This window comes from Pseudoclavibacter sp. VKM Ac-2867 (genome assembly GCF_015351275.1).
In the GTDB taxonomy this organism is placed as follows: Bacteria; Actinomycetota; Actinomycetes; order Actinomycetales; family Microbacteriaceae; genus Pseudoclavibacter.
Window position 1 is genome coordinate 1 of sequence record NZ_JADKSL010000032.1, and the last position, 25,621, is coordinate 25,621.

Sequence of the window (25,621 nt, forward strand, 5' to 3'; positions counted from 1 at the left end):
GGCGAGCACTGCTCGCCGGGGCCGCTTCATATGCCGGTCATGATCAGACGCGCGATGGGCGTCCTTCGCGGCGGATGGTGGCGACGGCCGTCGTGGCGACGGCGATGGTCGTGACCGAGAGCACCATGTGGACGATGACGAGCGTGATGGGAAGTCCGGTGCGCGCCTGCCAGATGCCGACGGCCGCCTGAGCGACGATGAGGCACAGCAGGCCGATCGAGACTCGCCGCGTTGCCGCGAAGCCCCGAACCGAGGCGACCACGACGAAGATGAGCGAGCACGCGAGCAGGATGTAGGCCGGCCACGAGTGCACATGCTGCATGATGACCGGGTCGAGGCCGTTCCGCGAGGCGGCAGAGTCTCCGGCGTGAGGCCCAGAGCCAGTCGTGAGCGCGCCGACGAAGACCGTCACCCACACCCATACGTTGACGACGATGCTGATCGTGAGCACGAGGCCTGACCGGCTGACATCGAGTCTGGTCCCCACCTCGGGGACGGGCTCACCGCTTCGCACGCGGAACAGCAGCACCGCAGCGATGGCGCAGATGAGACCGGAGATGAGGAAGTGGAGGCCGACGATGTCGGGGTTGAGCCCTGTGAGCACCGTGATGCCGCCCACGATCGCCTGCAGGATGATGAGGAGACCGATCGAGAACGCGGGGACGGCGAGGCGCATACCGCGGGGGCGCACTCGCAGCACGGCGAGGAATAGCAGCAGCGCGATGATGCAGAGGATGCCCGTCAGCAGGCGGTTGCCGAACTCGATGACGCCGTGGATGCCCATCTCGGGCGTGTTGATGAGCGACCCGTCCGTGCAGTACGGCCAGGTCGGGCAGCCGAGGCCGGAGCCGGTGAGTCGCACGAGTCCGCCCGTGCCGACGATGGCGATGTTCGCGATCAGGCTCGCCCACGCCAGGAAGCGCGTGTACCGCGTGATGCTGGTCGGCAGCAACCGCGCGCGGAGGTCATCCGCTCGTGGGGGACGGACGGGAGCGACTTGCGCGGTCACGAGTTCCTTTCAGACGCCTGGCATGTCTGGCGTAGGATAGAAGTTGTTGTCTTCGCTCGGGACGTGCGCCCGAATCGCGGCGCAGGGAACAATGGAGGCCCTTCGCGGGTTCCATTCTACGAGAGGTAGACGCACGCCGTCTGCCCAAGCGACCGCGGGCCCACCGGCCGAAGACCCCATACGCGAGACGATCGACGGCGACAGGCCCCAGAAGCAGCCGCGTGTGGAGAACGACTTCAGAGATGAGAGAGACGAGGCAGACATGTCAGATGTCCTGATCGATCGCCCAGAACTCGAGGGCCTCGGCCGCTATGAGTTCGGCTGGTCCGACTCCGATGTTGCGGGATCGTCCGCGAAGCGAGGCATCAGCGATGCCGTCGTCGCCGACATCTCGCAGTTGAAAGACGAACCCGAGTGGATGCTGAAGACGCGCCTCAAGGGCTACAAGATGTTCGAGCGCAAGCCGATGCCGAACTGGGGCGCAGACCTCTCCGGGATCGACTTCGACAACATCAAGTACTTCGTGCGCTCGACGGAGAAGCAGGCGCAGACCTGGGAGGACCTCCCGGACGACATCAAGAACACGTACGAGAAGCTCGGCATCCCGGACGCAGAGCGCCAGCGCCTCGTCGCCGGAGTCGCCGCACAGTACGAGTCCGAGGTCGTGTACCACCAGATCAACGAGGAGCTCGAGAAGCAGGGTGTCATCTTCATGGACACCGACACGGCGCTTCGCGAGCACCCGGAGTTCTTCGAGGAGTACTTCGGCACCGTCATCCCCTCGGGCGATAACAAGTTCGCCGCACTCAACACCGCCGTGTGGTCTGGCGGCTCATTCGTGTACGTCCCCAAGGGCGTCCACGTCGAGATCCCGCTGCAGGCCTACTTCCGCATCAACACGGAGAACATGGGTCAGTTCGAGCGGACGCTCATCATCGCCGACGAGGGCAGCTACGTGCACTACATCGAGGGCTGCACGGCTCCTATCTACAAGTCCGACTCACTGCACTCCGCGGTCGTCGAGATCATCGTCAAGAAGAACGCGCGAGTCCGCTACACGACCATCCAGAACTGGTCGAACAACGTCTACAACCTCGTCACGAAGCGTGCGATCGCTGAAGAGGGCGCCACCATGGAGTGGGTCGACGGCAACATCGGGTCCAAGGTCACGATGAAGTACCCGTCGATCTACCTTGTCGGCGAGCACGCCAAGGGCGAGACCATGTCCGTCGCGTTCGCAGGCCCTGGCCAGCACCAGGATGCCGGCGCGAAGATGATCCACATGGCTCCGTACACGCAGTCGTCGATCACGTCTAAGTCCATCGCGAGGGGCGGAGGTCGAGCCGGCTACCGCGGCGAGGTGCGCATCGATGCGAAGGCGCACCATTCCTCGAACAGCGTCGTCTGCGACGCGCTGCTCGTCGACACGCAGTCGCGCTCCGACACGTACCCCGCGATCGACATCCGCGTCGACGACGTGCAGCTCGGCCATGAGGCCACGGTCACGAAGGTGTCCGAGGAGCAGCTGTTCTACCTCATGAGCCGCGGCCTCCCGGAGACCGAGGCGATGGCCATGATCGTGCGCGGCTTCATCGAGCCCATCGCGCGCGAGCTGCCGATGGAGTACGCGCTGGAACTCAACAAGCTCATCGAGATGAGCATGGAAGGATCGGTCGGCTAGATGACGACGCAGGTGACGAGCGAGCAGATCAATCCGCTCGGTCTCAACAAGCACAGCCACGGGCCTGGGTCCGAGGTGCCGGTGCAGACGAGGTCGGAGCGGTTCACCTCCTTCGACTTCGCCGACTTCGCGCCGCTGAGCGGGCGCGAGATCGAGTGGAAGTACACCCCTGTCGCGAAGCTCGATGGCCTCATCAACGGCGAGCTCACGGGATCCCGTTCCGAGCTCGAGTTCGCAGAGACCGAGGGCGTCGCAGTCAGCTGGATCCCTCGCTCGGATGCGCGGATCGGATCCGCGGGCAAGCCGGAGGACCGTGCCTCGGCGAACGCCTGGTCGAACTTCGAGGAGGCGCTGCTCGTCGAGGTCTCCGGTGAAGACGACAAGCAGTTCGTCCTGGACCGCACGGGCTTCGGCGGCGCTGCTGTCGCGGCCCACGTCGTGATCGACATCAAGCCGCACGCCAGGGGCCTCATCATCCTGCGCCACACCGGAGCGGCGACGGTCGCGGAGAACGTTGAGATCCTCGTCGGAGACGGGGCGAACGTCACGATCGTCTCCATGCAGGAGTGGGAGGACTCGGCCCAGCACCTCTCGACGCACTTCCTGTCCGTCGGGCGCGACGCGTTCATCAAGCACATCGTCGTCTCGCTCGGTGGCGGCATCGTCCGCCTCAACCCGACGCTGCAGCTCAACGCGCAGGGCGCTGACGGCGAGCTGTACGGCCTCTACTACTCGGACGCGGGCCAGCACCTCGAGCACCAGGTGTTCGTCGACCACAACGCGCCGCACACGCGCAGCCGCGTCAACTACAAGGGCGCGCTGCAGGGTGAAGGCGCGCGTGCCGTGTGGATCGGCGATGTCCTCATCCGCCGGAACGCACCGGGCACTGACTCCTACGAGCAGAACCGCAACCTCGTCCTCTCCGAGGGCACACGCGCCGACTCGGTCCCGAACCTCGAGATCGAGACGGGCGACATCGAGGGCGCCGGCCACGCCTCGGCAACCGGTCGCTTCGACGACGAGCAGCTCTTCTACCTGATGAGCCGTGGCGTCTCCGAAGCCATGAGCCGCCGCCTGGTGGTCCACGGCTTCCTCAACGAGATCGTCCAGCAGATCGGCAACGAGGAGATCGCCACCCACCTGCGGGATGCGCTCGAACGCGAGCTCAACGAGGGCGCAAGCCCCCTGCTCGTCGCCGAGCGATGACCTCGGTGCGTCTCTGCGCGGCAGATGACGTGAAGGTCGAGTCGCCGCAGCGCTTCGAGATCGAGGGCCAGGCCATCTGCTTGGTCCGAGACTCGGCCGGTGAGCTCTTCGCTCTCGGCGACCGGTGCTCGCACGGAGACATCTCGCTCGCCGAGGGCTTCGTGGAGGACGACTCGATCGAGTGCTGGGCGCATGGCTCCCAGTTCTCGCTCAAGACCGGCTGGCCACGCACCCTCCCCGCCTACGAACCAGTGCCCGTGTACCGCATCCAGGTGCAAGCGGGCGACATCTACATCGACCCCACTCCAATCTTCGAGGAGAAGAGCTAGCACATGTCCACGCTGCAGATATCCGACCTCCACGTCACGGTCGAGACCGACCAGGGCACCAAGGAAATCCTCCGCGGTGTCGACCTGACGATCAACAAGGGCGAGATCCACGCCATCATGGGGCCGAACGGCTCCGGCAAGTCGACCCTCGCCTACACGATCGCGGGCCACCCCAAGTATGAGGTGACCAGCGGCTCGATCACGCTCGACGGCGAGGACGTCCTCGAGATGTCCGTCGACGAGCGCGCCAAGGCCGGCCTCTTCCTCGCGATGCAGTACCCGGTGGAGATCCCCGGCGTGACGGTTGCGAACTTCCTGCGTACCGCCAAGACCGCGGTCGCCGGCGAGGCTCCGCCCCTGCGCCCATGGCTCAAAGAGGTCAAGGCCTCCATGGCGGCGCTCCGCATGGACCCCGTGTTCTCCGAGCGCAACGTCAACGAGGGCTTCTCCGGTGGAGAGAAGAAGCGCAACGAGATCCTCCAGCTCGAGCTCCTCAAGCCCAAGTTCGCTGTGCTCGACGAGACCGACTCGGGCCTCGACGTGGACGCGCTCCGCATCGTGTCGGAGGGTGTCAACCGCGTCAAGGAGAACACCGGCCTCGGTGTGCTGCTCATCACGCACTACACGCGCATCCTTCGCTACATCAAGCCTGACTTCGTGCACGTCTTCGTCGCGGGCAAGGTCGCCGACCAGGGCGGACCCGAGCTCGCCGATCGCCTGGAGAACGAGGGCTACGACCGCTACCTCGCTCAGCAGGTCGAGGCGTAGGATCTCGCCATGGCACTGACGACACTCGAAGCGACACGCTACGACGAGATCGAGGAAGCGCTCAAGGAGGTCGTGGACCCGGAGCTCGGCGTCAACATCGTCGACCTCGGGCTCATCTACGACCTGAACTGGGACGACGACTCCGACGCGCTCGTCATCTCGATGACGCTCACCTCAGCGGGCTGCCCGCTGACCGACGTCATCGAGTCCGAGACCGCCGAGGCACTCGAGGGCGCTGTCGAGCGCTTCGTCATCAACTGGGTCTGGATGCCGCCGTGGGGTCCTGAGAAGATCACGGACGACGGCCGCGACATGATGCGTGCGCTCGGGTTCAACATCTGAGCTCGGTCCCGCAGTGAAGAGCCCCGCCCCGGCGGGGCTCTTTCGCGCCTCGTCTAGACTGGGCAGGTTGTCGGCTATGGGGCCAGGCTCGGTTCACGCCGCGACCTGGCCCCGCACCGTTTCCCGACAGCCCACACGACTCGCCCCGAACACCCGCACTTCACTGAATGGAATCACTTCTTGCTCGCCGTACATGACCTCGAAATCACCATGGGTGCCCGCACCCTCATGTCGGGAGTCGACTTTCGTGTTGCCGCTGGCGACAAGATCGGCCTCGTCGGTCGCAACGGCGCGGGCAAGACGACGCTGACGAAGATCCTCGCCGGCGACACGCTCCCGACCGCCGGTCGGATCGAGCGCCGCGGCGAGATCGGCTACCTGCCGCAGGACCCGCGAAGCGGCGATCCCACGCAGACTGCCCGCACCCGCATCCTTGACGCCCGTGGGCTCGGCGAGCTGCGTCTCGGCATCGACGAGGCGACCATGGCGATGGCCGAGGGCACCCCTGCTGAGCAGGAGTCCGCGATGAAGAAGTACTCGCGCCTCGACGACCGCTTCCTGGCGCTTGGCGGCTATGCCGCAGAAGCCGAGGCGGCGGCCATCGCCAGCAACCTCAAGCTGCCTGACCGCATCCTCGACCAGGAGCTGCAGACGCTCTCCGGAGGACAGCGCCGACGCATCGAGCTCGCCCGCATCCTCTTCTCGGGTGCCGAGACCATGCTGCTCGACGAGCCCACGAACCACCTCGATATCGATTCCGTCATCTGGCTGCGCGAGTTCCTCAAGGGGTACGCGGGCGGACTCATCGTGATCTCCCACGACGTGGAGCTCGTGGGGGACACCGTCAACCGGGTGTTCTACCTCGACGCGAACCGCCAGGTCATCGACGTCTACAACATGGGGTGGAAGCACTACCTCCGTCAGCGCGAGGCCGACCAGGAGCGCCGCAAGAAGGAGCGCGCGAACATCGAGAAGAAGGCCTCCGTCCTGCAGCAGCAGGCGGCGAAGTTCGGCGCCAAGGCGACGAAGGCCACGGCGGCGCATCAGATGGCCAGGCGCGCAGAGAAGATGCTCTCGGGTCTCGAGGAGGTCCGTGTCGCGGATCGAGTCGCGAAGCTGCGCTTCCCGACGCCCGCGGCTTGTGGAAAGACGCCGCTCCGCGCGTCCAACCTCTCGAAGTCGTACGGCTCGCTCGAGATCTTCACCGCCGTCGACCTGGCGATCGACCGCGGATCTCGCGTCGTCATCCTCGGCCTCAACGGTGCGGGCAAGACGACGCTGCTGCGGATGCTCGCCGGCGTCGACGAGCCCGACACTGGGGCGCTCGAGCCCGGCCACGGCCTCAAGATCGGCTACTACGCGCAGGAGCACGAGACCCTCGATGTCGCGCGCAGCGTGCTGCAGAACATGGTGAGCGTATCCAGCCACCTCACCGAGACCGAGGCACGCAAGGTGCTCGGCTCGTTCCTGTTCTCCGGCGACGACGTGCACAAGCCGGCCGGCGTGCTCTCCGGCGGCGAGAAGACCCGCCTCGCTCTTGCGATGCTGGTCGTGTCGAGCGCCAACGTCCTCCTGCTCGACGAGCCGACGAACAACCTCGACCCGCTCAGCCGCGAGCAGATCCTGGACGCGCTCGCGCATTACGAAGGCTCTGTCGTGCTGGTCAGCCACGACGAGGGGGCGGTCGAGGCGCTCAACCCCGAGCGCGTGCTCATCATGCCGGACGGCGTGGAAGACCACTGGACGCCCGACTACTTCGACCTCATCACGATGAACTAGGCAGGGCGCAGCAGCGGAGCCAGTCTCTGCAAGGAAGAGCGCATGCTCCCAGCAGGGGGCATGCGCTCTTCGTGTCTGCGGGAGCTTCCGGAATCACCCGCCGGCGCGATCGAGGATCTCGTCCTCGATCTCGGCGTCGGTCTTGCGACGTCGACCAGCGCGCTCACGCTCACGCGAGATGGCCTCACGCACCTTCGGGTCGTCCGGGTTGCGGTCGCGGTACTCGGCGCGGAGGCCGAAGATGAGGCCGAGGAGCGCGATGATGGCGAAGATGATCCACTGGAACGCGTACGAGAGATGGTTGCCCTCGCTCAGCGCGGGCTTCGTCGTGAGCGCGCCCGTCTCAGCGTTGGGCCGCTCCGCCGAGAGGAGCCCGTATGCGCCCGTGTAGACGCGGTCGGTGCCGAGCTCATCAGCGAACTGCGGCAGGTGGATGGTCGCGATCTGTCCCGCAGGCGCTGTCCGTCCGGGGATCTCGGGTTCGCCGGGCTTGAGGCGAGCCACGATCGTGGCTTCGCCTTCGGGGGCAGCGGGGATGTGGTCGGGGGAGTCCTGCGCGTCACCCGTCGGAATCCAGCCGCGGTTGACGATGAATACCCGCCCATCGTCGGTCTCGAAGGGCGTGAGGATCTCGAATCCCGGCAACCCGTTGTGCGGCCGCGACCTCGCGAGCAGCTGCTCGTCCGTGAGGTATCTGCCCTGCAGGAGCACGGGAGTCCACTCCTGGTCGATCGAGAAGTCGTCGATCGCCGGGAGCTCGCTCTCGAGGGGAACCGGCTCCCGGTCGAAGTTGCCAGTGATCCGAGCGTTCTCCGAGACCCGCTCGTCGCGCCGCTCGAACTGCCAGTGGCTCAGGAAGCCGCAGGCGATCGCGAAGACGATCAGCAGTCCGAGGTACCCGAGCCAGCGCTTCGAGAAGGCGAAGCGCCAGCGACGCTCGCCGCTCACGCGCGCCCGTCCACATCGTCGTCGAGCTGCCCGGTCGAGATGGCCGAGGCTGTCACCGGGAAGTCACGCTGGCGGAGGAAGTCTGCGAGGTAGCCGGCGTGCTCGTCGCAGGCGAGCCAGATCTTGCGCCGCGCCTCGTCGTGGATGCGCGGATTGCGCCACACGATCCGGGTCGTCGCGTCAGAGCTGCACCCAGCACGCGAGCATCGCGGCTCGGCTTCAGTGGCGTCGAGCCCGCCGCTCTGGAGCGCGCCGAGCAGGTCGAATCCCTCACGCATCCGGCTTGCCCCGTCGCTGCAGGAAGCTCGGCCGTTCCACCTTCCGCGTGCGCCGCTGCGTGGCAGCATTCGCGATGACGACAGCGAAGTAGGGGAGGAAGATCGCTCCGGCCGCGAAGACGAACATCCACGGTCCGCGCACCCAGATGAGCGCGACGAAGCAGGCCACCCTGATGAGCATCATGATGGTGTACTTCCTCATGCGGGCAGCGCGCTCGTCGTACTCGCTGTCTCCCATGGAGGTGACGTTCGTGGTGTGTGATCGCACGGTGGCAGGTGCTCCTCTCGGCGATCTGCTCAGCTTACTCCTCGCCCCTAGACTGGAGCGAACCGTCTCAAGGGAGCAGCATGACCCAAAGAACCGTCCTCGTCACGGGAGGAAACCGCGGCATCGGCTACGCCATCGCCGCACACTTCGTCAGCCTTGGCCACCGCGTCGCGGTGACCTCGCGCTCGGGGGAGGGCGGCCCTGAGGGCGCTCTCACCGTTCGGGCGGACGTCACCGACGCTGCGAGCGTCGACGCGGCCTTCAAGGCCGTGGAGGAGCAGCTCGGGGCCGTGGAGGTGCTCATCGCGAATGCCGGCATCACGAAGGACAACCTCCTGCTCCGCATGTCGGAGGACGACTTCCAGCAGGTCATCGACACGAACCTGACCGGCGTCTTCCGCGTTCTCAAGCGCTCCTCGAAGGGGATGCTCAAGGCTCGCTTCGGTCGGGTGGTCTTCATCTCGAGTGTCGTCGGGCTCTTCGGCTCGCCGGGCCAGATCAACTACTCGTCCGCGAAGGCCGGCCTCGTCGGCATGGCCCGTTCCCTCACCCGCGAGCTCGGCTCGCGGGGCATCACCGCGAACGTCATCGCCCCGGGATTCATCGAGACCGAGATGACTGCGGTGCTTCCCGAGGAGACCAAGGAGGAATACCTGTCTCAGATCCCGGCGGCCCGCTATGGAAGCGTCGACGAGATCGCCAAGACCGCTGCCTGGCTCGCCAGCGATGACGCCGGGTACATTTCCGGCGCCGTCATCCCGGTCGATGGTGGCCTCGGCATGGGGCACTAGCAGCACGTCGTCGTCCTGACGCACGGAGATCCACGAGCAGAGCGGGCCGAGCGGATGCAGATCCGCTCGGCCCGCTCTCTGCTCGTTCGTCTCTGCTCGTTCGTCTCTGCTCGTTCGTCTCTGCTCGGTCGTAGCCCTGCTCGGCCGTCAGCCCTCGAGGCCCAGGGCGGCGAGCACCTGCCGCAGATCGCGATCAGGGAGGCTGACGTGCGCCTGTTCCCGGACAACCGGCTTCGCGTCGAACGCGATCGAGAGACCGGCAGCCGACATCATGCCGAGATCGTTGGCGCCATCGCCGATCGCGACCGTGCGGGACGGGTCGACACCGAGCTCGTGAGCCCACTCGAGCAGCGTCTCGCGCTTCGCCTCGCTCCCGATGATGGGGCCGGATACCCTGCCCGTGAGCTTGCCGTCGACGACCTCGAAGCGGTTCGCGCGCCAGCGGTCGAGTCCGAGCCGCTCGGCGAGCTCGTCGAGGATCTCGTGGAAGCCTCCCGACACCGCCGCGATGGAGCCGCCGGCCGCGTGCACGCCGGCGATGAGCTCTGGGACGCCGTGCGTGACGACAACCCGATCCACCACTGACGCGACATCCGTCGAGGAGACGCCCTCGAGGAGCGCAACGCGGTGGCGCAGGCTCTCCTCGAAGTTCAGCTCGCCCGCCATCGCTCGCTCGGTCACCTCGGCGACCTCAGCGGTCACCCCGGCGTAGTCGGCGATCAGCTCGATGACCTCGTCTTCGATGAGGGTCGAGTCGACGTCGAGGACGACCAGGAAGGGGGACCGGGGGGACGTACCCGAGGTCACGGCTCGACGATCCCGAACTTCTCCACGACCGTGAGGCCAGAGTCGGTGACCGTGAAACCGCGTCGGAGGTCGTGCTCGCGGTCGACGCCGACCGAGGCGCCTTCCTTGACGATGACGTTCTTGTCCAGGATCGCGCGACGCACGACAGCACCAGCCTGCACGTTGACCCGGTCGAAGAGGATGGAGTCGACGACTGCGGCTCCGGACTCGACGTTGTCCCAGGGGCCGAGCACGCTCCGCTCGATGTGCGCACCAGAGATGACCGAGCCGAGCGAGATGATCGAGTCGATCATCGTGCCCGTGGATCCACGGCTGTCCCGGACGAACTTGGCCGGGGGAGAGTTCAGCTGCTGCGCGAAGATCGGCCACTTCTCGTTGTAGAGATTGAAGATCGGCAGCGTGGAGATGAGGTCCATGTGAGCGTCGTAGAACGAGTCGATCGTTCCGACGTCGCGCCAGTAGTCGCGATCGCGCTCCGTCGACCCGGGAACGATGTTGTCCTTGAGGTCGTAGACCCCACAGTCTCCCAGAGCCACGAAGCTCGGGATGATGTCCCCGCCCATGTCGTGCTTGGAGTCCTCGAGCGTGGAGTCGCGGATGACCGCTTCGACCAGCTTGTCGGCCGTGAAGACGTAGTTTCCCATCGAGGCGAGGATCTCGCCCGGGCTGTCCGGCAGCCCCTGAGCGTCTTCCGGCTTCTCGAGGAACTCGCGGATCAGCGTCCGGTCGTCCGGGTCGACGTCGATCACGCCGAACTGGTCCGAGAGCGAGATCGGCTGACGGATCGCGGCGACCGTCGCGCTGCGCCCGGAGGCGATGTGCGCCTCGATCATCTGCGAGAAGTCCATGCGGTAGACGTGGTCCGCACCGACGACGACCACGATGTCCGGGGACTCGTCGTTGATGAGGTTCAGGCTCTGCCGGATGGCATCTGCCGAGCCCGAGAACCACCGCTTGCCGAGTCGCTGCTGCGCTGGCACGGAGGCGACGTAGGAGTTGAGCATCGCGGGGAGACGCCACGTGTGCGACACGTGCCGGTCGAGCGAGTGGGACTTGTACTGCGTCAGGACGACGATCTTGTGGAGCCCGGAATTCACCAGGTTCGAAAGCGCGAAGTCGATGAGTCGATACTGGCCTGCGAAGGGCACAGCGGGCTTTGCCCGGTCTGCGGTGAGCGGCATGAGCCGCTTCCCCTCACCACCAGCGAGAACGATGCCGAACACCTTTGCCTGTGACATGACTCGAGCTTAGGGGTTCCCAGCCCCGCTGTACTACCGTGGAGCCCGTGAGAGTTGATCTGGTAACACGCGAGTATCCACCGGCCGTCTACGGCGGGGCCGGAGTCCACGTCACCGAGCTCGTCAAGGCGATGAGACGCGACATCGACGTCAACGTCCGCTGCTTCGGAGAGGCGCGCGACGAGCAGCAGACCTATGCGTACAACACGCCCCCTGCCCTTCGATCCGCGAACCCCGCTCTCGGCTTCCTCGGCACCGACCTCGAGATCGCGAACGACATCGCGGGTGCCGACCTGGTGCACTCCCACACGTGGTACGCGAACGCCGCGGGCCACGTCGCGAAGCTGCTGCACGGCATCCCGCACGTCATCACAGCGCACAGCCTCGAGCCGCTCCGCCCTTGGAAGGCAGAGCAGCTCGGAGGCGGCTACCGCCTCTCCAGCTGGATCGAGCAGGTCTCCTACGAGCACGCAGACCGCATCATCGCCGTGAGCCACGGGATGCGCGCCGACATCCTCCGTGCCTACCCGAACCTCGACCCACAGAAGGTCGAGGTCGTCTACAACGGCATCGACCTCGAGACCTGGCAGCGCGTCGAGGACCCAGAGGCGGCACGTGCGCTCGGCATCGACCCCGAACGCCCAGCTGTCGTCTTCGTCGGCCGCATCACTCGGCAGAAGGGGCTCCCGTACTTCCTTCGCGCTGTGCGCGAGCTGCCACCTGAAGTGCAGGTCATCCTTTGCGCCGGCGCCCCGGACACCCCCGAGATCGAGGCAGAGGTCGCTGGGCTCGTCGAGCAGCTGCAGACCGAGCGTGATGGCGTCCTCTGGCTCGCGCGCCACCTCAGCAAGCGCGAGATCATGACCGCGCTCTCGGCATCGACGGTCTTCGCCTGCCCATCGATCTACGAGCCGCTCGGCATCGTGAACCTCGAGGCCATGGCCTGCGGCACGGCCGTGGTCGGCACGGCGACCGGCGGCATCCCCGAGGTCGTCGACGACGGAGTGACCGGACGCCTCGTGCCGATCGAGCAGGCAACCGACGGCACGGGAACCCCGCTCGACCCCGACAAGTTCGTCGCCGACCTCGCACGAGTGCTCACCGAGGTCGTCAGCGACCCCGAGACAGCCGCTCGATACGGCAAGGCGGGGCGCGAGCGCGCCGAGCGCGAGTTCACCTGGCGCCGCATCAGCGACGAGACGATCTCCATCTACGAGCAGCTCGTTGGCTGACGCGGTGCGCCGCCGAAGCCAGCGCACGAGCCGCGTCTAGGCTGGGGCATATGGCAACGGTTCTCGAATTCAACGACGCTACGGTCGTTCGCAACGGTCGTCCGATCCTCGACCATGTCACCTGGTCCGTCGATGAGACGCAGCGTTGGGCGGTGCTCGGCCCGAACGGCGCCGGGAAGTCGACGCTCCTCTCGCTCGCCTCGGCGACGCAGCACCCCACATCAGGTGAGGTCGACGTGCTCGAAGAGCGCCTCGGCCGGACCAACGTCTTCGACCTTCGTCCTCGCATCGGCGTTGCGTCGAGCGCGATGGCGAGGCGCATCCCCGAAGACGAGCGGGTCATCGACGTCGCGCTGACAGCCTCCTACGCGGTCACGGGCCGCTGGAACGAGGCCTACGAGGAGATCGACGAGCGCCGCGCGCAGCGGGTCCTCGAGGAATGGAACCTCGGCGAGTTCGCTGAGCGCAGCTTCGGCACGCTCAGTGACGGCGAGCAGAAGCGAACGCTCATCGCACGGGCGATCATGACCGACCCCGAGCTGCTCCTCCTTGACGAGCCAAGCGCATCCCTCGATCTCGGAGCTCGTGAGAATCTCCTCGCTGCGCTTTCAAGCTTCGCGCAGAGCGAGTTCGCGCCTGCGATCGTCATGGTCACGCACCACGTCGAGGAGATCCCAGTGGGCATCACCCACGTGCTCCTGCTCCGCGAAGGCAAGGTCGTCGCAGCCGGCCCGATCTCCGAGGTGCTCACGAGCTCGAACCTCGAGATGACGTTCGGGCTTCCCCTCCACGTCACCAACGCTCAAGGCCGGTACGCCGCCCGCGCGTCGAACTGACACCCACGGGCTCCTATCTGCTAAAGTTGTCCTTTGGCTCAGGACCCGTGGTCCGATTCTGCTCACCAAACTCGTTGAAGGAACCCTTATGAAGGCTGACGTCCACCCCACCTACAACACGGTGGTGTTCAACGACCTCGCATCGGGGGAGAAGTTCCTCACCCGTTCCACGGTCTCGAGCGCCAAGACGATCGAATGGGAAGACGGCAACACGTACCCAGTCATCGACGTCGAGATCTCCAGCGCCTCGCACCCGTTCTACACGGGCAAGCAGCGCATCATGGACTCCGCAGGTCGTGTTGAGAAGTTCAAGAACCGCTACGCCAAGTTCGGCGGCGGCAGCAAGTAGTTCATTGCTCCACGAAAGGGCGGCACCGTTTCGGTGCCGCCCTTTCGTGCGTCTGCAGGAAGCCTCACCGAGGCCCACCGCCGGTCAGGGAGTGCTGCGCACCGGCCAAGCGCCGTCGGCGGTGAAGTCCGGGTCTCGATTCGCGCGCATGTACGCCTCGAAGTCCCTGGCCTGGTCCGCCGCCCACGTGACCTGCTTCGTGTGCAGCTCCTGAAGCGGCAGCCCGAGTTCCGCGGGATACTTGGCCGCCAGTGCGAGCGCCAGCTGGCCCGCCGCGACGGCATCGTCACCCGCGGAATGCGCGTCGATCAGCTCGACGCCATAGAAGAGGGCGGTGTCGGTGAGCGTGCGCTTGCCCTTGCGGTATTTGTCGAGCGCCCGGTCGATGACCAGCGGGTCGACGACCTGCTCGGCGAAGACGACCTGTTCCAGGCTGTGGCGGGCGCACTCCCGAGCGAACAGGGTGAGGTCGTACGGCGCGTTGTAGATGACCAGCGGAACTCGGTGCCGGGCGATCCAGTCGAGCGCGGCCCGTAGCTCCCCGACGACCTCACCTGCCGGCCGCCCCTCGGACTGGGCGATCTCCGTGGTGATGCCGTGAACGGCAGCCGCTCGCTCGGGGATGGGGATGCCCGGGTCCGCGAGCCAGTCCGTGCCGCGCTCGATCGTGCCATCGCCGTCGATGAGCCCGACGAACGCCGTCACGATCCGGTCGTTCTCGACATCGATGCCGGTCGTCTCGAGATCGAACACCGCGATCCGCTTCGTCCACTCGGTCATTGCTTCCTCATCCCGCCTCGACGTCATCTTGCAGGCACCTCCACCGTGCGTCGCACGGGAGCGCCTGAGCACAGCTTCCCGCCCTGCTCGGTACACTCTTGCACGATGCCTTCCTCCGCTCTCGCAGCCACTCCCGAGTCCCCGTCGCTCGCCCGCACAGCGCGTGTCCTTGGCTCCGAATGCGCGTGGTGGGAGATCGGCCCATCGGCCGACGACGCCCGCACGACGGTCGTGCTGGTCCACGGCTTCCGCGGCACCCACCACGGGCTCCTCCCCGTCGTGGAACGACTCCCGGACGTTCGCTTCCTCGCACCCGACCTGCCCGGTTTCGGGGAGTCACAGCCTCTCGCAGGCGGCCACACGCTCGACGACTACTCGACCTGGCTCGAGGCGTTCCTCCAGCAGGTCGACCCGGACGGGAGGGCCATCATCCTCGGTCATTCGTTCGGCTCGCTCGTGATCTCCCGGCGCCCCGCCGCGATCGGCGATCGGCGCCTCGTGCTCGTCAACCCCATCGCCGCGCCCGCCTTGGAAGGCCAGCAGGCGATCCTCACGAAGCTCGCGATCTTCTACTACTGGCTCGGCTCGAAGCTGCCAGAACGGGCGGGCAGGGTGCTGCTCTCCCATCCGCTCATCACACGTGTCATGAGCGAGGTGATGGCCAAGACCACCTCGAAGCCGCTTCGAGCCTGGATCCATGCCGAGCATGAACGGCACTTCTCTGACTTCTCCGACCGGGACACGCTCCTCGCCGCGTTCCGTGCATCCGTCTCCGACTCGGTCCTCGCACATGCACACGAGCTGCCAGCGTCCACCGCGCTCATCGCAGGCGCGCTCGACGACATCGCACCGCTCGAAGCCCAGCTCGAACTCGCCAGGCTCGCCGGGCTACCGCTGCACGTGATCGCTGGAACGGGTCACCTCGTGCACTACGAGACGCCGATCGCAGCCGCCCGCCTGCTCTCCGAGTTCATCGACGAGAACTCCACATCCGACGACTCGGAGCACAGCCGGTGAAGCTGCTCTTCGACTGCAGGTACGTCCGGATCGACCGACACGACGGCATATCGCGGTACTCGGCTGAGCTCGTGCGTGCGCTCTCCGAACTGCACCCGGTCACCATGCTCATCTCCGACGAACGACAGCTGCCCATGCTGCCGGACCTTCCGCACGCGCTGATCAGCGCGCCGACGTCGCCAGCGGAGCCGTTCGTCGCGAGGCAGATCAATGCGCTGCGCCCCGACGTGGTCGTGAGCCCCATGCAGACCATGGGCTCGCTCGGGCGTCACTACGGGCTCATCCTCACGATCCACGACCTCATCTACTACGAGCACCCGAAGCCGCCGCAGTTCCTCCCCTGGTACGTGCGCGCGCTGTGGCGGGTCTACCACCTGTCCTTCTGGCCGCAGCGGCTCCTCCTCGCGGGTCCGGACCAGGTCGCGGTGGTCTCGGCGACGACCCGCGAACTCCTCGAGTCCAAGAAGCTCACCCGCCGCCCCATCCCACTCGTGCCCAACGCGCCAGATCCCGCGTTCGCAGCGCCAGCGAGGTCCGAGCCGCCAAGCGATCCCAACCTCATCTACATGGGCTCCTTCATGCCGTACAAGAACGTCGAGACGCTGGCGCGCGCCATGCGCGACCTGCCTGGCTGGCGACTCCACCTCTGCTCGAAGGCGGATGCGCGCACCCTGGCGGCGCTCGAGGATCTCGCCCCCACGGGTTCGATCGTCGCTCACCAGGGAGTGAGCGACGACGAGTACCGTGCGCTCCTCGGCAACGCCACCGCCCTCGTGACCGCGTCGAAGAGCGAGGGCTTCGGGCTGCCGCTCGTGGAAGCCATGTCCGCCGGCACACCCATTCTCGTGAGCGACACCCCGATCTTCCGCGAGGTCGGGGGAGCGGCAGCCGGGTACTTCCCGGCCGACGACGCGGCGCTGCTCGCGACGAAGGCGAGGCAGCTCGACGGCAGCACGGAGGCGTGGGCCTCCGCCTCAGCCGCTGGCGTGGCCAGGGCCGCCGAGTACGCGTGGGAGCGATCCGCCGCCTCGCTGCTCAACGCCTGCCGTGAGGTGGCAGCGCACCGACAGCGCTGACGGCTTCTGGCCGGTCTCCGAGTCCGGGGCCAGCCTAGGAGTTCGAGGTGAGCCGGGCCGCGAGGTCGGCGAGCGACTCGGAGGTGCCGCCGTCGACATAGACGAAGGCCAGGTGCTCGATCGCCGCCCCGCCACGGTTGAACAGCACGACCGGCTTGCCTGCCGCCACGGCACGATGCACGAGCCTTCGTCCCGTGTTGACGACCAGCGATGTGCCGGCGACGAGGAGCGCGTCGGATTCGTCGACGAGGTTGCGGGCACGCTCGGCGACCTCGGGACGAACGACGTCACCGAACATCACGACGTCTGGTTGCAGGATGCCCCCGCAGACCGGGCAGCTCGGGAGCTCCTCGATCTCCGCTCCGCTCGCCTCAGCGTCACCGTCTGGTCGGCTGCTCGCGTCGGCCGCCAGCTCGGCGATGCCGGGGGAGGACTCGATGATGGCGGCGAGGAGCGAAGCTCGTGAGACCTCATGCCCGCACTGCGTGCAGCTCGCGGTGCGCATGCTGCCGTGGAGCTCGACGACGTTGCGGCTGCCTGCCCGGAGGTGGAGGCCATCGACGTTCTGCGTGGCGACCCCCGTCGCGGCGCCGTGTCGCTCGAGCTCGGCGAGCGCCAGGTGGCCCGCGTTGGGCTCTGCTCCGGAGAAACGCGCCGCACCGAGCGCAGCGCCGGCCCAGTAGCGCCTGCGCGTCGACTCATCGGACATGAACTGCTGGATCGTCATGGGCGAGATCCGTGGCGCCTTGCCGTCCCCGCGGTAGTCGGGGATGCCCGAATCCGTCGAGAGCCCGGCGCCGGTGAGCACCGCGAACGCCCGATCCGCCAGCACATCCGCGGCACGTGCAAGACCCTCAGCTCGCGCCCGCTCCGCCATGGCACCGCCCGCTTCTGACAGGATTGCCTCCATGCGCCTGACCCCTCTCCAGTCGACCGATTGGCCACGTGCGGCCCCATCCGTCCGTTCACTCGAACATTCTGGACTCGACGACTATTCCCGCCTGACCGACGTGGCCCTCCGCCGTCGCCTCGAGCCGGAAGGGGGCCTGTACCTCGCCGAATCGCCGAAGGTCATCGAGCGGGCGCTGCGGGCAGGCCACACGCCCCGTTCCGTGCTCCTCATGGAGCAGTGGCTCCCGACCGTCGAGCCGCTGCTCGAGGCGTTCCCCGACGTGCCCGTGTACGTCGGTTCCAGCGAGCAGCTCGAGCAGCTCACCGGCTTCCGCATGCACCGGGGAGCCCTGGCCTCGATGCACAGGCCCCCGCTGCTCGACCCCGCAGACCTGCTCGCGACGGCGAAGACCGTCGTCGTGCTCGAGGATCTCGTCGATCACACGAACGTCGGCGCGGTGTTCCGGGCCGCTGCCGGTCTCGGGGCCGATGCGGTGCTCGTCACCCAGGAATGCGCCGATCCCCTCTACCGGCGCAGTGTGCGCGTCAGCATGGGCACCGTCTTCCAGGTGCCGTGGACCCGGCTGCCGGTGTGGCAGGAGGCTGCCACCCTGTTCGCCGACGCTGGCTTCGACGTCGCAGCGCTCGCCCTGGACGATGACGCGGTCTCGCTCCGCGACTACGCCGCGAACCGGCCCGAGCGCGTCGCGATCATGCTCGGCACGGAAGGGGACGGCCTGAGCCGCGGCGCCCTCAGCGCTGCGACGACGACCGTGACGATTCCGATGCTCCATGGCGTCGACTCGCTCAACGTCGCTGCGGCGAGTGCCGTCGCGCTCTACGCGCTCACCGGATAGGGCGCTACGCGCTCACCGGAGAGGAGAGTCGACGTCGGTGCCGAAGGAGAAGGGCTCGGCGAACGGACGCTTGGCGATCACGTTGTCGCCCGATGACTCGTTCCTGAGTCGCCGCAGCACCCAGGGAACGAGGTGCTGTCTCGCCCACACCATGTCCTGGGCGCGGGCCTCGCGCCATCGCGAGGGACGAGCCGGTGCAGGCTGCATCGCCACGAGCTCGTTCTCGACGTTCAACGCGGCGAGCACCATGCGAGCCACCTCGTGGTGCCCGTAGGCGTTGAGGTGCAGGCGGTCGCTGACCCACATGCTCGGGCGTTGGATGGAGCGAAGAGCCCACTGATCGGCGACGATGCAGTCGTGATATTCGGCAATCCCGCGGATGTGCTCGTTGTAGATGGCGATCTTGCCGCGCATCGAGGAGAACACCGGCGCGAACTTCGTGTCCACTCCGGTGAACACCACGACGGTGGCACCGCTGGCACGCAGCGAGCCGACGAGGCGCGAGAACCGGGCGGCGATCGCGTCCGGGTCGGCGCCGGGGCGGATGATGTCGTTGCCACCTGCCGAGACCGTCACGAGGTCGGGCTTCAGCTCGAGCGCCGGTTCGAGCTGCTCCTCCACGATCTGATCCAGCAGTCGGCCGCGGATGGCCAGGTTCGCGTAGGCGAAATCGGAGCGGTGTGCGGCAAGTTCCTCTGCCACACGATCGGCCCAGCCGCGGAGACCGCCGGGAGCGGTCGGTTCAGGGTCGCCGACACCCTCGGTGAAGGAATCGCCGATCGCCACGTAGCGGCTCCAGGGTATGAGTTCGGGTTCTGACATCTCGCCGTTTCTCTCCTCGATCGGAACTGAAGACTAGACCGTCACGGACGCTGCCGTGGTCATCGAGGTCGAAGCCGTGACGAGTACCGTGGTGGGCATGCCAGCTTCAGACCCGAGAACCATTTTGGCCGATGACCTGCTCGAGGTGCTCAATCAGCGCGCGAGCCGCCACGACGCGGAGAACTCCTTCCCCGCGGACGACCTCGAGGCACTCCGCGAGATCGGCTACCTGCGGCTGCTGGTTCCCCGCGACTTCGGCGGCACAGGGGCATCTCTCGAGCAGGCCGTGCGATGCCAGGCGCGCCTCGCGGCCGCGGCTCCAGCGACGGCGCTCGCCGTGAACATGCACCACGTGGTCGCCGGCATCGCCCGCGCGAGGCACGAGGCGGGCGATGCCGGCCTCGATTGGATGCTGCGCGAGATCGTCGCGGGGGAGACCTACGCGCTCGCCATCTCCGAGATCGGCAACGACGCCGTCCTCTACGACTCGAATGTCCGGGCCGAGCCGGAGGCCGACGGCGGCTACCGGCTGCACGGGATGAAGATCTTCACCTCGCTCTCTCCGGTCTGGACGAGCCTCGTGACCTTCGGCCGCGACGACACGGGAGCGGAGCCGAGCCTGGTCCACGGAGTGCTGCGACGCGGCGACGACGGCGTGCGCATCCACGATGACTGGGACACGCTCGGCATGCGGGCGACGCAGAGCTGCTCCACCTCCCTGGACGGTGCGCTCATCCCCGCCGAGCGCGTCATCGCTCGGCTCCCGGTCGGACCGAGCAGCGAACCGCACATCTTCGCCGTTCACTCGAACTTCCTGCTCCTCGTCGCCGCATGCTACGTCGGGATCGGCGACCGCGCGCTCGAGCTGGCGATCGAGGCCGCCGAGCACCGGACGAGCTCGACGCAGGGCGGGATCCGTCTCGCTGACGACGTGCAGGTTCGAGAGGAAATCGCCAGGATGAGCATCCGACAGCTCGCAGCGCGTACCCTCGTTGAGTCCATCGCTCGCGATGTCGACGAGGGCGCGCCTCACGGCGACGCCTGGTTCGCTCGCCTGACGATGGCGAAGTACGAGGCGGTGGCCGCCGCGGAGACCACGACGCAGGACGCGCTCGGGATTGTCGGCGGCAGCGGCTACCGTTCCGGACATGAGCTCGCGCGACTGCTGCGAGACGTGCTCGCAGGCGGTTTGCACCCGTCGAACGAGCGAGCCGTGCGCCGGCTGCACGCCAGCCATCGACTCGGACCAATCCAAGACCCACCCGCACGGCGCTGACCGGGCGACTGCCCTGAGAGGAACTCGACGCAGCCATGACCGAACGCGAAGCCGTCCAGGAAGCTCAACCCTCCAGCCACGACGGCTCCCGCTACGGTCACCAGGTCGGCACCTTCGCCGCCGAGCACCTCTCTCCATCCTTCCCGCAGCGTGCGCCATGGGGCACCGCAGGAAGGCTGCGCGCCTGGCAGGCTGAGGCGCTCGACGTCTACTTCGAGTCCGAGCCTCGAGACTTCCTCGCCTCTGCGACGCCAGGTGCCGGCAAGACGACCTTCGCCCTGCGACTTGCGACCGAGCTCCTCCAGCGCCGCTCCGTCGATCGCATCACGATCGTCGCGCCCACTGACCACCTCAAGACGCAGTGGGCGGAGGCTGCCGCCCGAGTCGGCATCCGCATCGACCCGCGCTACGGCAACAACCAGGGCATCCACTCGCGTCAGTTCCACGGCGTGGCCGTGACCTACGCCCAGGTCGCCATGAAGCCGAGCGTCCACAGCCACCTGACCGCTTCAGGACGCACACTCGTCATCCTCGACGAGGTGCACCATGGCGGAGATGCGCTGAGCTGGGGAGATGCGATCCGCGAGGCCTTCGGGCACGCCGACCGCCGCCTCTCACTCACGGGAACCCCGTTCCGCTCCGACTCCGCGCCGATCCCATTCGTCACCTACGCGCCGAACGAGGACGGCATCCGCACGTCGCTCACCGACTACTCCTACGGGTACGGCCGGGCGCTCGAGGACGGCGTCGTCCGCCCAGTGCTCTTCATGTCCTACGCCGGCAACGTGCGGTGGCGGGACACGCAGGGTGAGGAGATGTCAGCGGGCCTCGCGGAAGACAACACGAAGGACATCGTCTCCCAGGCATGGCGCACTGCCCTCGACCACGAAGGGCAGTGGATCCCGCAGGTCCTCCAAGCGGCCGACCAGCGCCTCAGCGAGGTCCGCCAGGAAGTCCCCGATGCCGGCGGCCTCGTCATCGCGACCGATCACGCGGCGGCGAAGGGCTACGCGGCGATCCTGAAGACCATCACCGGAACGAAGCCCGCGCTCATCCTCTCCGACGACAAGGGCGCGTCCGACCGCATCACAGAATTCTCCGCGAGCGACGAGCGGTGGATGGTCGCCGTCCGAATGGTGTCAGAGGGCGTCGACGTGCCCCGGCTCGCCGTGGGCGTCTACGCGACCAACGCGTCGACGCCGATGTTCTTCGCGCAGGCCATCGGCCGCTTCGTCCGCGCCCGCAAGAAGGGCGAGACCGCGACGGTCTTCGTGCCGAGCGTGCCGCAGCTCACGAAACTCGCGCACGCGCTGGAGATGGAGCGCAACCACGCGCTTGATCGGCTCGCCGACGCCGACGACTCCCGCGCCCCGGAAGAAGACATGATGGCCGCCGCAGAGCGGCCGGACAAGACCTCGGACGAGCTCGGGAAGTTCACGTTCGAGGCCATCTCGAGCGAGGCACTGTTCGACAAGGTCCTCTACGACGGCGGCGACTTCGGTTACGCGGCCGAAGTCGGCAGCGAGGAGGAGCTGGAGTTCCTCGGGCTGCCCGGCATCCTCGACGCCGACCAGGTGCGGTCGGTGCTGTCCCAGCGACAGGCGAAGCAGGGGCGCATCCAGGAGTCGCGCGTCAAAGCCGGCCCGCCGGCTCCTGCACCGCCCCAGGCTCTGCACCGCACCCTGAAGGAGCAGCGCACGCTGCTCAACAGCCTCGTGTCGGTCTACGCCAAGCAATCGGGGGAGCCCCACGGCATCGTCCACGCGGAGCTGCGCCGCAGCTGCGGGGGGCCAGCGGTGGGACAGGCGACGGTGTCGCAGATCCAGGCCCGTATCGACGTGCTCCGGCGGCGCATGCGCTCGTGAGCCGTCAGCGGTCAGCGGTCAGCGGTCAGCCGACCTGAGCGCGCGCCTTCAGGCCGAGTGGCCGCCGCGGTGCACCCGCCCGCGGATCTTCACGACCAGGAACCAGATGATCGCGCCTCCCACGAGCGCATACACGAGGTACTTCAGCGCGTCTGCGTAGATGAGGATCTGCTCCCAGGAATCGCCGAGCAGGTAGCCGGCCATGACGAACACGGTGTTCCAGATCGCGGAGCCGGCGAGCGTCAGCAGGCCGAACTGCAGCGCGGGCATCCGCTCGATGCCGGCCGGTATCGAGATCAGACTCCGGAAGATCGGCAGGAACCGGCCGAAGAACACGGCCTTCTTGCCGTGCTTCTTGAACCAGTTGGTCGTCTTGACGACGTCGGCCGCGTCGACGAGTGGGATCTTCCGAGCGAGCCACACCATGCGGTTGTGTCCGAGCCAGCGACCGAGCCAGTAGAGGGCATAGGCGCCGACCACCGAGCCGATCGTGGTCCAGATGATCGCCTCGAGCACGGAGAACTTGCCCTGGTGCGCGGCCAAGCCTGCCAGCGGGAGGATGATCTCAGAGGGGATAGGCGGGAACAGATTCTCCAGCGCGACGGCGATGCCGGCGCCGGGAGCTCCGATGGTTCCCATGATCTCGATCGCCCAATCGGAGATGACCCCGAAGATGCCGCCCGTTGCCTCATCGACGGCGCCCCCTCCTGAGCTTGCGGCGTTCAGGAGTGTCGTGGCGAGGCCAGGCATGGTTCGAGGAGGTCCTTCTCGGTCTGGGAGCGTGGAGGCAGTTCATGCGCCAATCGCTCGTCACAGTGCTGCGCCCCCAAACTACCCGACCACCCCTCGAGTCCCTCTCAGCTGTGCGGGGCGCCGAGCTTTCGCCACACGCGGTTGCGGTACACGACCCCGTCGTCCTCCAACGGGGCGCCAGCGCTCCCATCCCTGGCCTCGACGATGTCCAGGACGACGAGAACCGCCCCGTCCACGTCGAGCGTGCTGCGGACGCTGCCGCGCGCCCAGCGCGTGACGGCCCTGTAGTGGGGTTCTCCGCTCGGCAGATAGCCCCAGCTATCTCGGTCTGCGAAGCGGTCGATACCGCTCGTGGCGGCCACCTGGGCCACCGTGAGCGACGCCTCGTCGATGAAGTGCACGAGCACACTGGACGACGCCAGAATTCCGGGCGTCGCTGAGGAGGCCTTCGACAGCGAGAAGGCCACGAGGGCGGGGGATGCGTTGACCGACGTGAGCGACGTGATCGTCATCGCGACCGGACCGGCTTCGGTCGCAGCCGTGAGCACAGCGACGCCTGAGGGGTGCTGGCGGAACAGCGAGCGGAAGCTCTCGGAGAGCTCGGTCTGACCGATCTGGGTGTGGTTCACGAGCGACGTGGTTTCAGCGGGCACTGGTGCACTCCTGGGATGACGGTGGATGGACATCATCGAGCGTCACCTGCGGAGCTTGTCCTGGCAAACCAAGGTTGCCGAGTGTTTCTCTCCGCGCCGTCTCACTACGCAGTGCGTCAGGAAGCGCATCGCAGATGAGCTGAGGGAGGGAGCACGACAGCTGCGGGAGGGAACACGAAAGGCCCGGGAGAAAACTCCCGGGCCTTTCAACCTGTGCGCGAGGGGGGACTTGAACCCCCACGCCCTAATACGGGCACTAGCACCTCAAGCTAGCGCGTCTGCCATTTCCGCCACCCGCGCAGGTTGTGCTGTTGAGCACGAGGAGAAACATTACCAGGATTCCGGCGAAACGCTAATCGGGGCCGAAAAGCGTGCATCCCGGGCGAGTCGCGAGGAGCAACTGGGGGACTCTGCGGCGGTAGCGTTGGGGACATGGCTGACTCCCTCGAACTCGATCCGACCGTCACGACGACCCAGGACCTCATCCGCCTCGACACCACGAACTACGGCGAAGGCCGCTCCAAGGGCGAGACCGAGGCTGCGCAGTACCTGGAAGCGCGACTCCGGGCTCTCGGCCTGGACGTCACGACGATCGAGGCGGCCCCAGGACGTCCGAGCATCTTCACCCGCATCCCGGGGCGCAACCCGGAGAAGCCGGCGCTCGTCGTGCACGGCCACACCGATGTCGTCCCAGCGGAAGCTGGCAGCTGGAGCGTCGATCCGTTCGCCGGCGTCATCAAGGACGGCCTCCTGTGGGGGCGCGGTGCCGTCGACATGAAGAACATGGACGCCATGATCCTGACCGCCGTCGAGGAGATCCTCGGCGCGGGTGAGCTGCCTGAGCGCGAGCTGGTCCTCGCGTTCTTCGCCGACGAGGAGAACGGCGGCCAGTTCGGATCCGAGCCCATCGCCCGCGACCATCCAGAGCTCTTCGCGGGCGCGACCCAGGCGATCTCCGAGGTCGGCGGCTACTCGATCACGGTCGGCGGCAAGCGCGCCTACCTGCTGCAGACGGGGGAGAAGGCGCTCCTGTGGCTGCGGCTCCACGCCAAGGGGCGGGCGGCTCACGGCTCACGGGTCATTCCTGCTGAGGAGAATGCCGTGACGCGCCTGGCCCAGGCCATCGCGAAGCTCGGCTCCCACGAGTGGCCCGTTCTTCTCAACGACACGACCTCCTCGATGATCACGGAGCTCGCTCGCCTCCTCGAGGTCGACCCCCAGGAGACCACGCCTGGCGCCATCGTCCTCGCGACCGGCAGCGCGTCTGGGTTCCTCACGGCCAGCCTCCGTTCGACGACGAACCCCACGATGCTGAACGCCGGCTACAAGCACAACGTCATCCCCGAGTCGGCGAGCGTCGCCATCGACGCGCGGCCCTTCCCCGGAGCCGAGGACGAGCTCCTCGCGGAGATCCAGGCGATCGTCGGCGACGACATCGAGATCGAGACCGTGTTCCGAGGCATCGGCACGCAGGCTCCCGTCTCGGGGCCGATCGTCGACGCGGCGACGGCGGCCCTGCAGCGGCACGACCCCGAGGCCGTCGTCGTGCCGTACTTCCTCTCCGGCGGGACCGACAACAAGGCGCTCGCGACGCTCGGCATCGAGGGCTACGGCTTCGCCCCGCTCCGACTCCCGGAGGGCATCGACTTCCCGGCGATGTTCCACGGCGTCGACGAGCGCGTGCCGCTCGAGTCGCTGGTCTTCGGGCGCAAGGTGCTCGGAGACTTCCTGCGCAGCTACTGAGCGCCCGGGGGCGTGCCCGGTTCGGGC

27 protein-coding genes and 1 tRNA gene are annotated in these 25,621 nt (G+C 67.2%); 16 read left to right on the plus strand and 12 right to left on the minus strand.

The annotated features are described in order from the left end of the window. Positions 1 to 43 precede the first annotated feature (43 nt). Entirely contained in the window at positions 44 to 1,009 is a 966-nt protein-coding gene (locus tag ITJ67_RS18730; protein ID WP_160071741.1) for a COX15/CtaA family protein, read from the minus strand. Between the two features lie 262 nt (positions 1,010 to 1,271). Here ITJ67_RS18730 and sufB point away from each other — a divergent pair, with 262 nt between their 5' ends. The 6 genes from sufB to ITJ67_RS18760 all read left to right on the plus strand — a co-directional run bounded on the left by sufB (position 1,272) and on the right by ITJ67_RS18760 (position 7,114). Then, positions 1,272 to 2,690, plus strand: a complete 1,419-nt coding sequence (gene sufB, locus ITJ67_RS18735) for a Fe-S cluster assembly protein SufB (protein WP_104242038.1) — start codon at positions 1,272 to 1,274, stop codon at positions 2,688 to 2,690. Then, positions 2,691 to 3,896, plus strand: a complete 1,206-nt coding sequence (gene sufD, locus ITJ67_RS18740) for a Fe-S cluster assembly protein SufD (protein ID WP_194678654.1) — start codon at positions 2,691 to 2,693, stop codon at positions 3,894 to 3,896. Beyond that, a complete protein-coding gene (locus tag ITJ67_RS18745) occupies positions 3,893 to 4,225 on the plus strand; it encodes a non-heme iron oxygenase ferredoxin subunit (protein WP_104299032.1) in 333 nt (110 codons plus the stop codon). The genes sufD and ITJ67_RS18745 overlap by 4 nt, the downstream gene beginning before the upstream one ends. A 3-nt stretch (positions 4,226 to 4,228) precedes the next feature. Then, positions 4,229 to 4,993 (plus strand): Fe-S cluster assembly ATPase SufC, encoded by a 765-nt coding sequence (gene sufC, locus ITJ67_RS18750; protein ID WP_068481926.1) that lies wholly within the window; start codon positions 4,229 to 4,231, stop codon positions 4,991 to 4,993. 9 nt (positions 4,994 to 5,002) lie between these two features. After that, positions 5,003 to 5,335 carry a metal-sulfur cluster assembly factor gene (locus tag ITJ67_RS18755; protein WP_104241206.1) on the plus strand — a complete coding sequence of 111 codons (333 nt, stop codon included), beginning with the start codon at positions 5,003 to 5,005 and terminating at the stop codon, positions 5,333 to 5,335. Between the two features lie 180 nt (positions 5,336 to 5,515). Next, entirely contained in the window at positions 5,516 to 7,114 is a 1,599-nt protein-coding gene (locus ITJ67_RS18760; protein ID WP_104241205.1) for an ABC-F family ATP-binding cassette domain-containing protein, read from the plus strand. A 93-nt stretch (positions 7,115 to 7,207) separates the two neighbouring features. Here ITJ67_RS18760 and ITJ67_RS18765 read toward each other — a convergent pair whose 3' ends face one another. The 3 genes from ITJ67_RS18765 to ITJ67_RS18775 are packed head-to-tail and all read right to left on the minus strand — an operon-like array spanning position 7,208 to position 8,608. Continuing rightward, positions 7,208 to 8,062, minus strand: a complete 855-nt coding sequence (locus tag ITJ67_RS18765) for an SURF1 family protein (RefSeq protein ID WP_160071739.1) — start codon at positions 8,060 to 8,062, stop codon at positions 7,208 to 7,210. Beyond that, positions 8,059 to 8,340: an acetone carboxylase gene (locus ITJ67_RS18770; RefSeq protein WP_228503369.1), complete on the minus strand. Its 282-nt coding sequence runs from the start codon at positions 8,338 to 8,340 to the stop codon at positions 8,059 to 8,061. The genes ITJ67_RS18765 and ITJ67_RS18770 overlap by 4 nt, the downstream gene beginning before the upstream one ends. Further along, on the minus strand, positions 8,333 to 8,608 hold the full coding sequence (locus ITJ67_RS18775) for a DUF3099 domain-containing protein (RefSeq protein ID WP_146080201.1): 276 nt from the start codon (positions 8,606 to 8,608) through the stop codon (positions 8,333 to 8,335). The genes ITJ67_RS18770 and ITJ67_RS18775 overlap by 8 nt, the downstream gene beginning before the upstream one ends. A gap of 80 nt (positions 8,609 to 8,688) precedes the next feature. Between ITJ67_RS18775 and ITJ67_RS18780 the strand changes: the two genes are divergently transcribed. Further along, positions 8,689 to 9,399, plus strand: a complete 711-nt coding sequence (locus ITJ67_RS18780; RefSeq protein WP_194678655.1) for a beta-ketoacyl-ACP reductase — start codon at positions 8,689 to 8,691, stop codon at positions 9,397 to 9,399. A 147-nt stretch (positions 9,400 to 9,546) separates the two neighbouring features. Here the strand turns inward: ITJ67_RS18780 and serB are convergent, their stop codons facing one another. Both serB and ITJ67_RS18790 read right to left on the minus strand, forming a co-directional pair. Then, positions 9,547 to 10,206 (minus strand): phosphoserine phosphatase SerB, encoded by a 660-nt coding sequence (gene serB / locus ITJ67_RS18785; RefSeq protein ID WP_194678656.1) that lies wholly within the window; start codon positions 10,204 to 10,206, stop codon positions 9,547 to 9,549. After that, positions 10,203 to 11,444, minus strand: coding sequence for a glucose-1-phosphate adenylyltransferase (locus tag ITJ67_RS18790; protein WP_160071737.1), 1,242 nt, complete (start codon positions 11,442 to 11,444; stop codon positions 10,203 to 10,205). Before ITJ67_RS18790 ends, serB begins: the two co-directional genes overlap by 4 nt. 47 nt (positions 11,445 to 11,491) lie before the next feature. Here ITJ67_RS18790 and glgA point away from each other — a divergent pair, with 47 nt between their 5' ends. The 3 genes from glgA to ITJ67_RS18805 all read left to right on the plus strand — a co-directional run bounded on the left by glgA (position 11,492) and on the right by ITJ67_RS18805 (position 13,861). Further along, entirely contained in the window at positions 11,492 to 12,676 is a 1,185-nt protein-coding gene (gene glgA, locus ITJ67_RS18795; protein ID WP_194678657.1) for a glycogen synthase, read from the plus strand. Between the two features lie 50 nt (positions 12,677 to 12,726). Beyond that, on the plus strand, positions 12,727 to 13,512 hold the full coding sequence (locus ITJ67_RS18800) for an ABC transporter ATP-binding protein (protein ID WP_194678658.1): 786 nt from the start codon (positions 12,727 to 12,729) through the stop codon (positions 13,510 to 13,512). A gap of 88 nt (positions 13,513 to 13,600) precedes the next feature. Then, positions 13,601 to 13,861 (plus strand): type B 50S ribosomal protein L31, encoded by a 261-nt coding sequence (locus ITJ67_RS18805; protein ID WP_068481959.1) that lies wholly within the window; start codon positions 13,601 to 13,603, stop codon positions 13,859 to 13,861. Between the two features lie 84 nt (positions 13,862 to 13,945). On the opposite strand, the gene ITJ67_RS18810 is transcribed toward ITJ67_RS18805, so the two are convergent. After that, positions 13,946 to 14,641, minus strand: coding sequence for an exonuclease domain-containing protein (locus tag ITJ67_RS18810; RefSeq protein ID WP_160071734.1), 696 nt, complete (start codon positions 14,639 to 14,641; stop codon positions 13,946 to 13,948). Positions 14,642 to 14,746: 105 nt separating this feature from the next. On the opposite strand from ITJ67_RS18810, the gene ITJ67_RS18815 reads away from it, so the two are divergent. Continuing rightward, positions 14,747 to 15,658 (plus strand): alpha/beta fold hydrolase, encoded by a 912-nt coding sequence (locus tag ITJ67_RS18815; protein ID WP_194678659.1) that lies wholly within the window; start codon positions 14,747 to 14,749, stop codon positions 15,656 to 15,658. Beyond that, positions 15,655 to 16,734, plus strand: a complete 1,080-nt coding sequence (locus ITJ67_RS18820; RefSeq protein WP_194678660.1) for a glycosyltransferase family 4 protein — start codon at positions 15,655 to 15,657, stop codon at positions 16,732 to 16,734. The genes ITJ67_RS18815 and ITJ67_RS18820 overlap by 4 nt, the downstream gene beginning before the upstream one ends. 34 nt (positions 16,735 to 16,768) lie before the next feature. Here ITJ67_RS18820 and ITJ67_RS18825 read toward each other — a convergent pair whose 3' ends face one another. After that, positions 16,769 to 17,644 (minus strand): Sir2 family NAD-dependent protein deacetylase, encoded by an 876-nt coding sequence (locus tag ITJ67_RS18825; protein WP_228503372.1) that lies wholly within the window; start codon positions 17,642 to 17,644, stop codon positions 16,769 to 16,771. On the opposite strand from ITJ67_RS18825, the gene ITJ67_RS18830 reads away from it, so the two are divergent. After that, positions 17,643 to 18,482: a TrmH family RNA methyltransferase gene (locus ITJ67_RS18830; RefSeq protein WP_160071731.1), complete on the plus strand. Its 840-nt coding sequence runs from the start codon at positions 17,643 to 17,645 to the stop codon at positions 18,480 to 18,482. The two genes, ITJ67_RS18825 and ITJ67_RS18830, sit on opposite strands and share 2 nt — an antisense overlap. Positions 18,483 to 18,494: 12 nt before the next feature. Here the strand turns inward: ITJ67_RS18830 and ITJ67_RS18835 are convergent, their stop codons facing one another. Next, the gene (locus ITJ67_RS18835; protein ID WP_194678661.1) at positions 18,495 to 19,304 is read right to left on the minus strand and encodes an SGNH/GDSL hydrolase family protein; all 810 of its coding nucleotides are present in this window, start codon (positions 19,302 to 19,304) and stop codon (positions 18,495 to 18,497) included. 97 nt (positions 19,305 to 19,401) lie between these two features. Here ITJ67_RS18835 and ITJ67_RS18840 point away from each other — a divergent pair, with 97 nt between their 5' ends. Continuing rightward, the gene (locus tag ITJ67_RS18840; protein WP_194678662.1) at positions 19,402 to 20,580 is read left to right on the plus strand and encodes an acyl-CoA dehydrogenase family protein; all 1,179 of its coding nucleotides are present in this window, start codon (positions 19,402 to 19,404) and stop codon (positions 20,578 to 20,580) included. 35 nt (positions 20,581 to 20,615) lie between these two features. Further along, positions 20,616 to 22,445, plus strand: a complete 1,830-nt coding sequence (locus ITJ67_RS18845; protein WP_160071728.1) for a DEAD/DEAH box helicase — start codon at positions 20,616 to 20,618, stop codon at positions 22,443 to 22,445. Between the two features lie 48 nt (positions 22,446 to 22,493). On the opposite strand, the gene ITJ67_RS18850 is transcribed toward ITJ67_RS18845, so the two are convergent. From ITJ67_RS18850 to ITJ67_RS18860, 3 genes are all read right to left on the minus strand, one after another. Further along, positions 22,494 to 23,195 carry a DedA family protein gene (locus ITJ67_RS18850; protein ID WP_160071727.1) on the minus strand — a complete coding sequence of 234 codons (702 nt, stop codon included), beginning with the start codon at positions 23,193 to 23,195 and terminating at the stop codon, positions 22,494 to 22,496. 107 nt (positions 23,196 to 23,302) lie between these two features. Then, positions 23,303 to 23,851 (minus strand): flavin reductase family protein, encoded by a 549-nt coding sequence (locus ITJ67_RS18855; protein WP_194678663.1) that lies wholly within the window; start codon positions 23,849 to 23,851, stop codon positions 23,303 to 23,305. Between the two features lie 214 nt (positions 23,852 to 24,065). Beyond that, positions 24,066 to 24,151: transfer RNA gene (locus ITJ67_RS18860), tRNA-Leu, on the minus strand. 132 nt (positions 24,152 to 24,283) lie between these two features. On the opposite strand from ITJ67_RS18860, the gene ITJ67_RS18865 reads away from it, so the two are divergent. After that, positions 24,284 to 25,594 (plus strand): M20/M25/M40 family metallo-hydrolase, encoded by a 1,311-nt coding sequence (locus tag ITJ67_RS18865; RefSeq protein WP_160071725.1) that lies wholly within the window; start codon positions 24,284 to 24,286, stop codon positions 25,592 to 25,594. Positions 25,595 to 25,621: the final 27 nt, after the last annotated feature.

Bases quoted from the DNA above. Each gene is read 5' to 3' on its own strand.
- ITJ67_RS18840 (WP_194678662.1), top strand. From the start codon at position 19,402: ATGCCAGCTTCAGACCCGAGAACCATTTTGGCCGATGACCTGCTCGAG.
- ITJ67_RS18755 (WP_104241206.1), top strand. From the start codon at position 5,003: ATGGCACTGACGACACTCGAAGCGACACGCTACGACGAGATCGAGGAA.
- ITJ67_RS18780 (WP_194678655.1), top strand. From the start codon at position 8,689: ATGACCCAAAGAACCGTCCTCGTCACGGGAGGAAACCGCGGCATCGGC.
- ITJ67_RS18805 (WP_068481959.1), top strand. From the start codon at position 13,601: ATGAAGGCTGACGTCCACCCCACCTACAACACGGTGGTGTTCAACGAC.
- ITJ67_RS18825 (WP_228503372.1), bottom strand. From the start codon at position 17,644: ATGGAGGCAATCCTGTCAGAAGCGGGCGGTGCCATGGCGGAGCGGGCG.
- ITJ67_RS18810 (WP_160071734.1), bottom strand. From the start codon at position 14,641: ATGACCGAGTGGACGAAGCGGATCGCGGTGTTCGATCTCGAGACGACC.
- sufD (WP_194678654.1), top strand. From the start codon at position 2,691: ATGACGACGCAGGTGACGAGCGAGCAGATCAATCCGCTCGGTCTCAAC.
- ITJ67_RS18845 (WP_160071728.1), top strand. From the start codon at position 20,616: ATGACCGAACGCGAAGCCGTCCAGGAAGCTCAACCCTCCAGCCACGAC.
- ITJ67_RS18815 (WP_194678659.1), top strand. From the start codon at position 14,747: ATGCCTTCCTCCGCTCTCGCAGCCACTCCCGAGTCCCCGTCGCTCGCC.
- ITJ67_RS18835 (WP_194678661.1), bottom strand. From the start codon at position 19,304: ATGTCAGAACCCGAACTCATACCCTGGAGCCGCTACGTGGCGATCGGC.
- ITJ67_RS18800 (WP_194678658.1), top strand. From the start codon at position 12,727: ATGGCAACGGTTCTCGAATTCAACGACGCTACGGTCGTTCGCAACGGT.
- ITJ67_RS18850 (WP_160071727.1), bottom strand. From the start codon at position 23,195: ATGCCTGGCCTCGCCACGACACTCCTGAACGCCGCAAGCTCAGGAGGG.
- ITJ67_RS18830 (WP_160071731.1), top strand. From the start codon at position 17,643: ATGCGCCTGACCCCTCTCCAGTCGACCGATTGGCCACGTGCGGCCCCA.
- ITJ67_RS18745 (WP_104299032.1), top strand. From the start codon at position 3,893: ATGACCTCGGTGCGTCTCTGCGCGGCAGATGACGTGAAGGTCGAGTCG.
- ITJ67_RS18865 (WP_160071725.1), top strand. From the start codon at position 24,284: ATGGCTGACTCCCTCGAACTCGATCCGACCGTCACGACGACCCAGGAC.
- ITJ67_RS18770 (WP_228503369.1), bottom strand. From the start codon at position 8,340: ATGCGTGAGGGATTCGACCTGCTCGGCGCGCTCCAGAGCGGCGGGCTC.
- ITJ67_RS18790 (WP_160071737.1), bottom strand. From the start codon at position 11,444: ATGTCACAGGCAAAGGTGTTCGGCATCGTTCTCGCTGGTGGTGAGGGG.
- sufB (WP_104242038.1), top strand. From the start codon at position 1,272: ATGTCAGATGTCCTGATCGATCGCCCAGAACTCGAGGGCCTCGGCCGC.
- sufC (WP_068481926.1), top strand. From the start codon at position 4,229: ATGTCCACGCTGCAGATATCCGACCTCCACGTCACGGTCGAGACCGAC.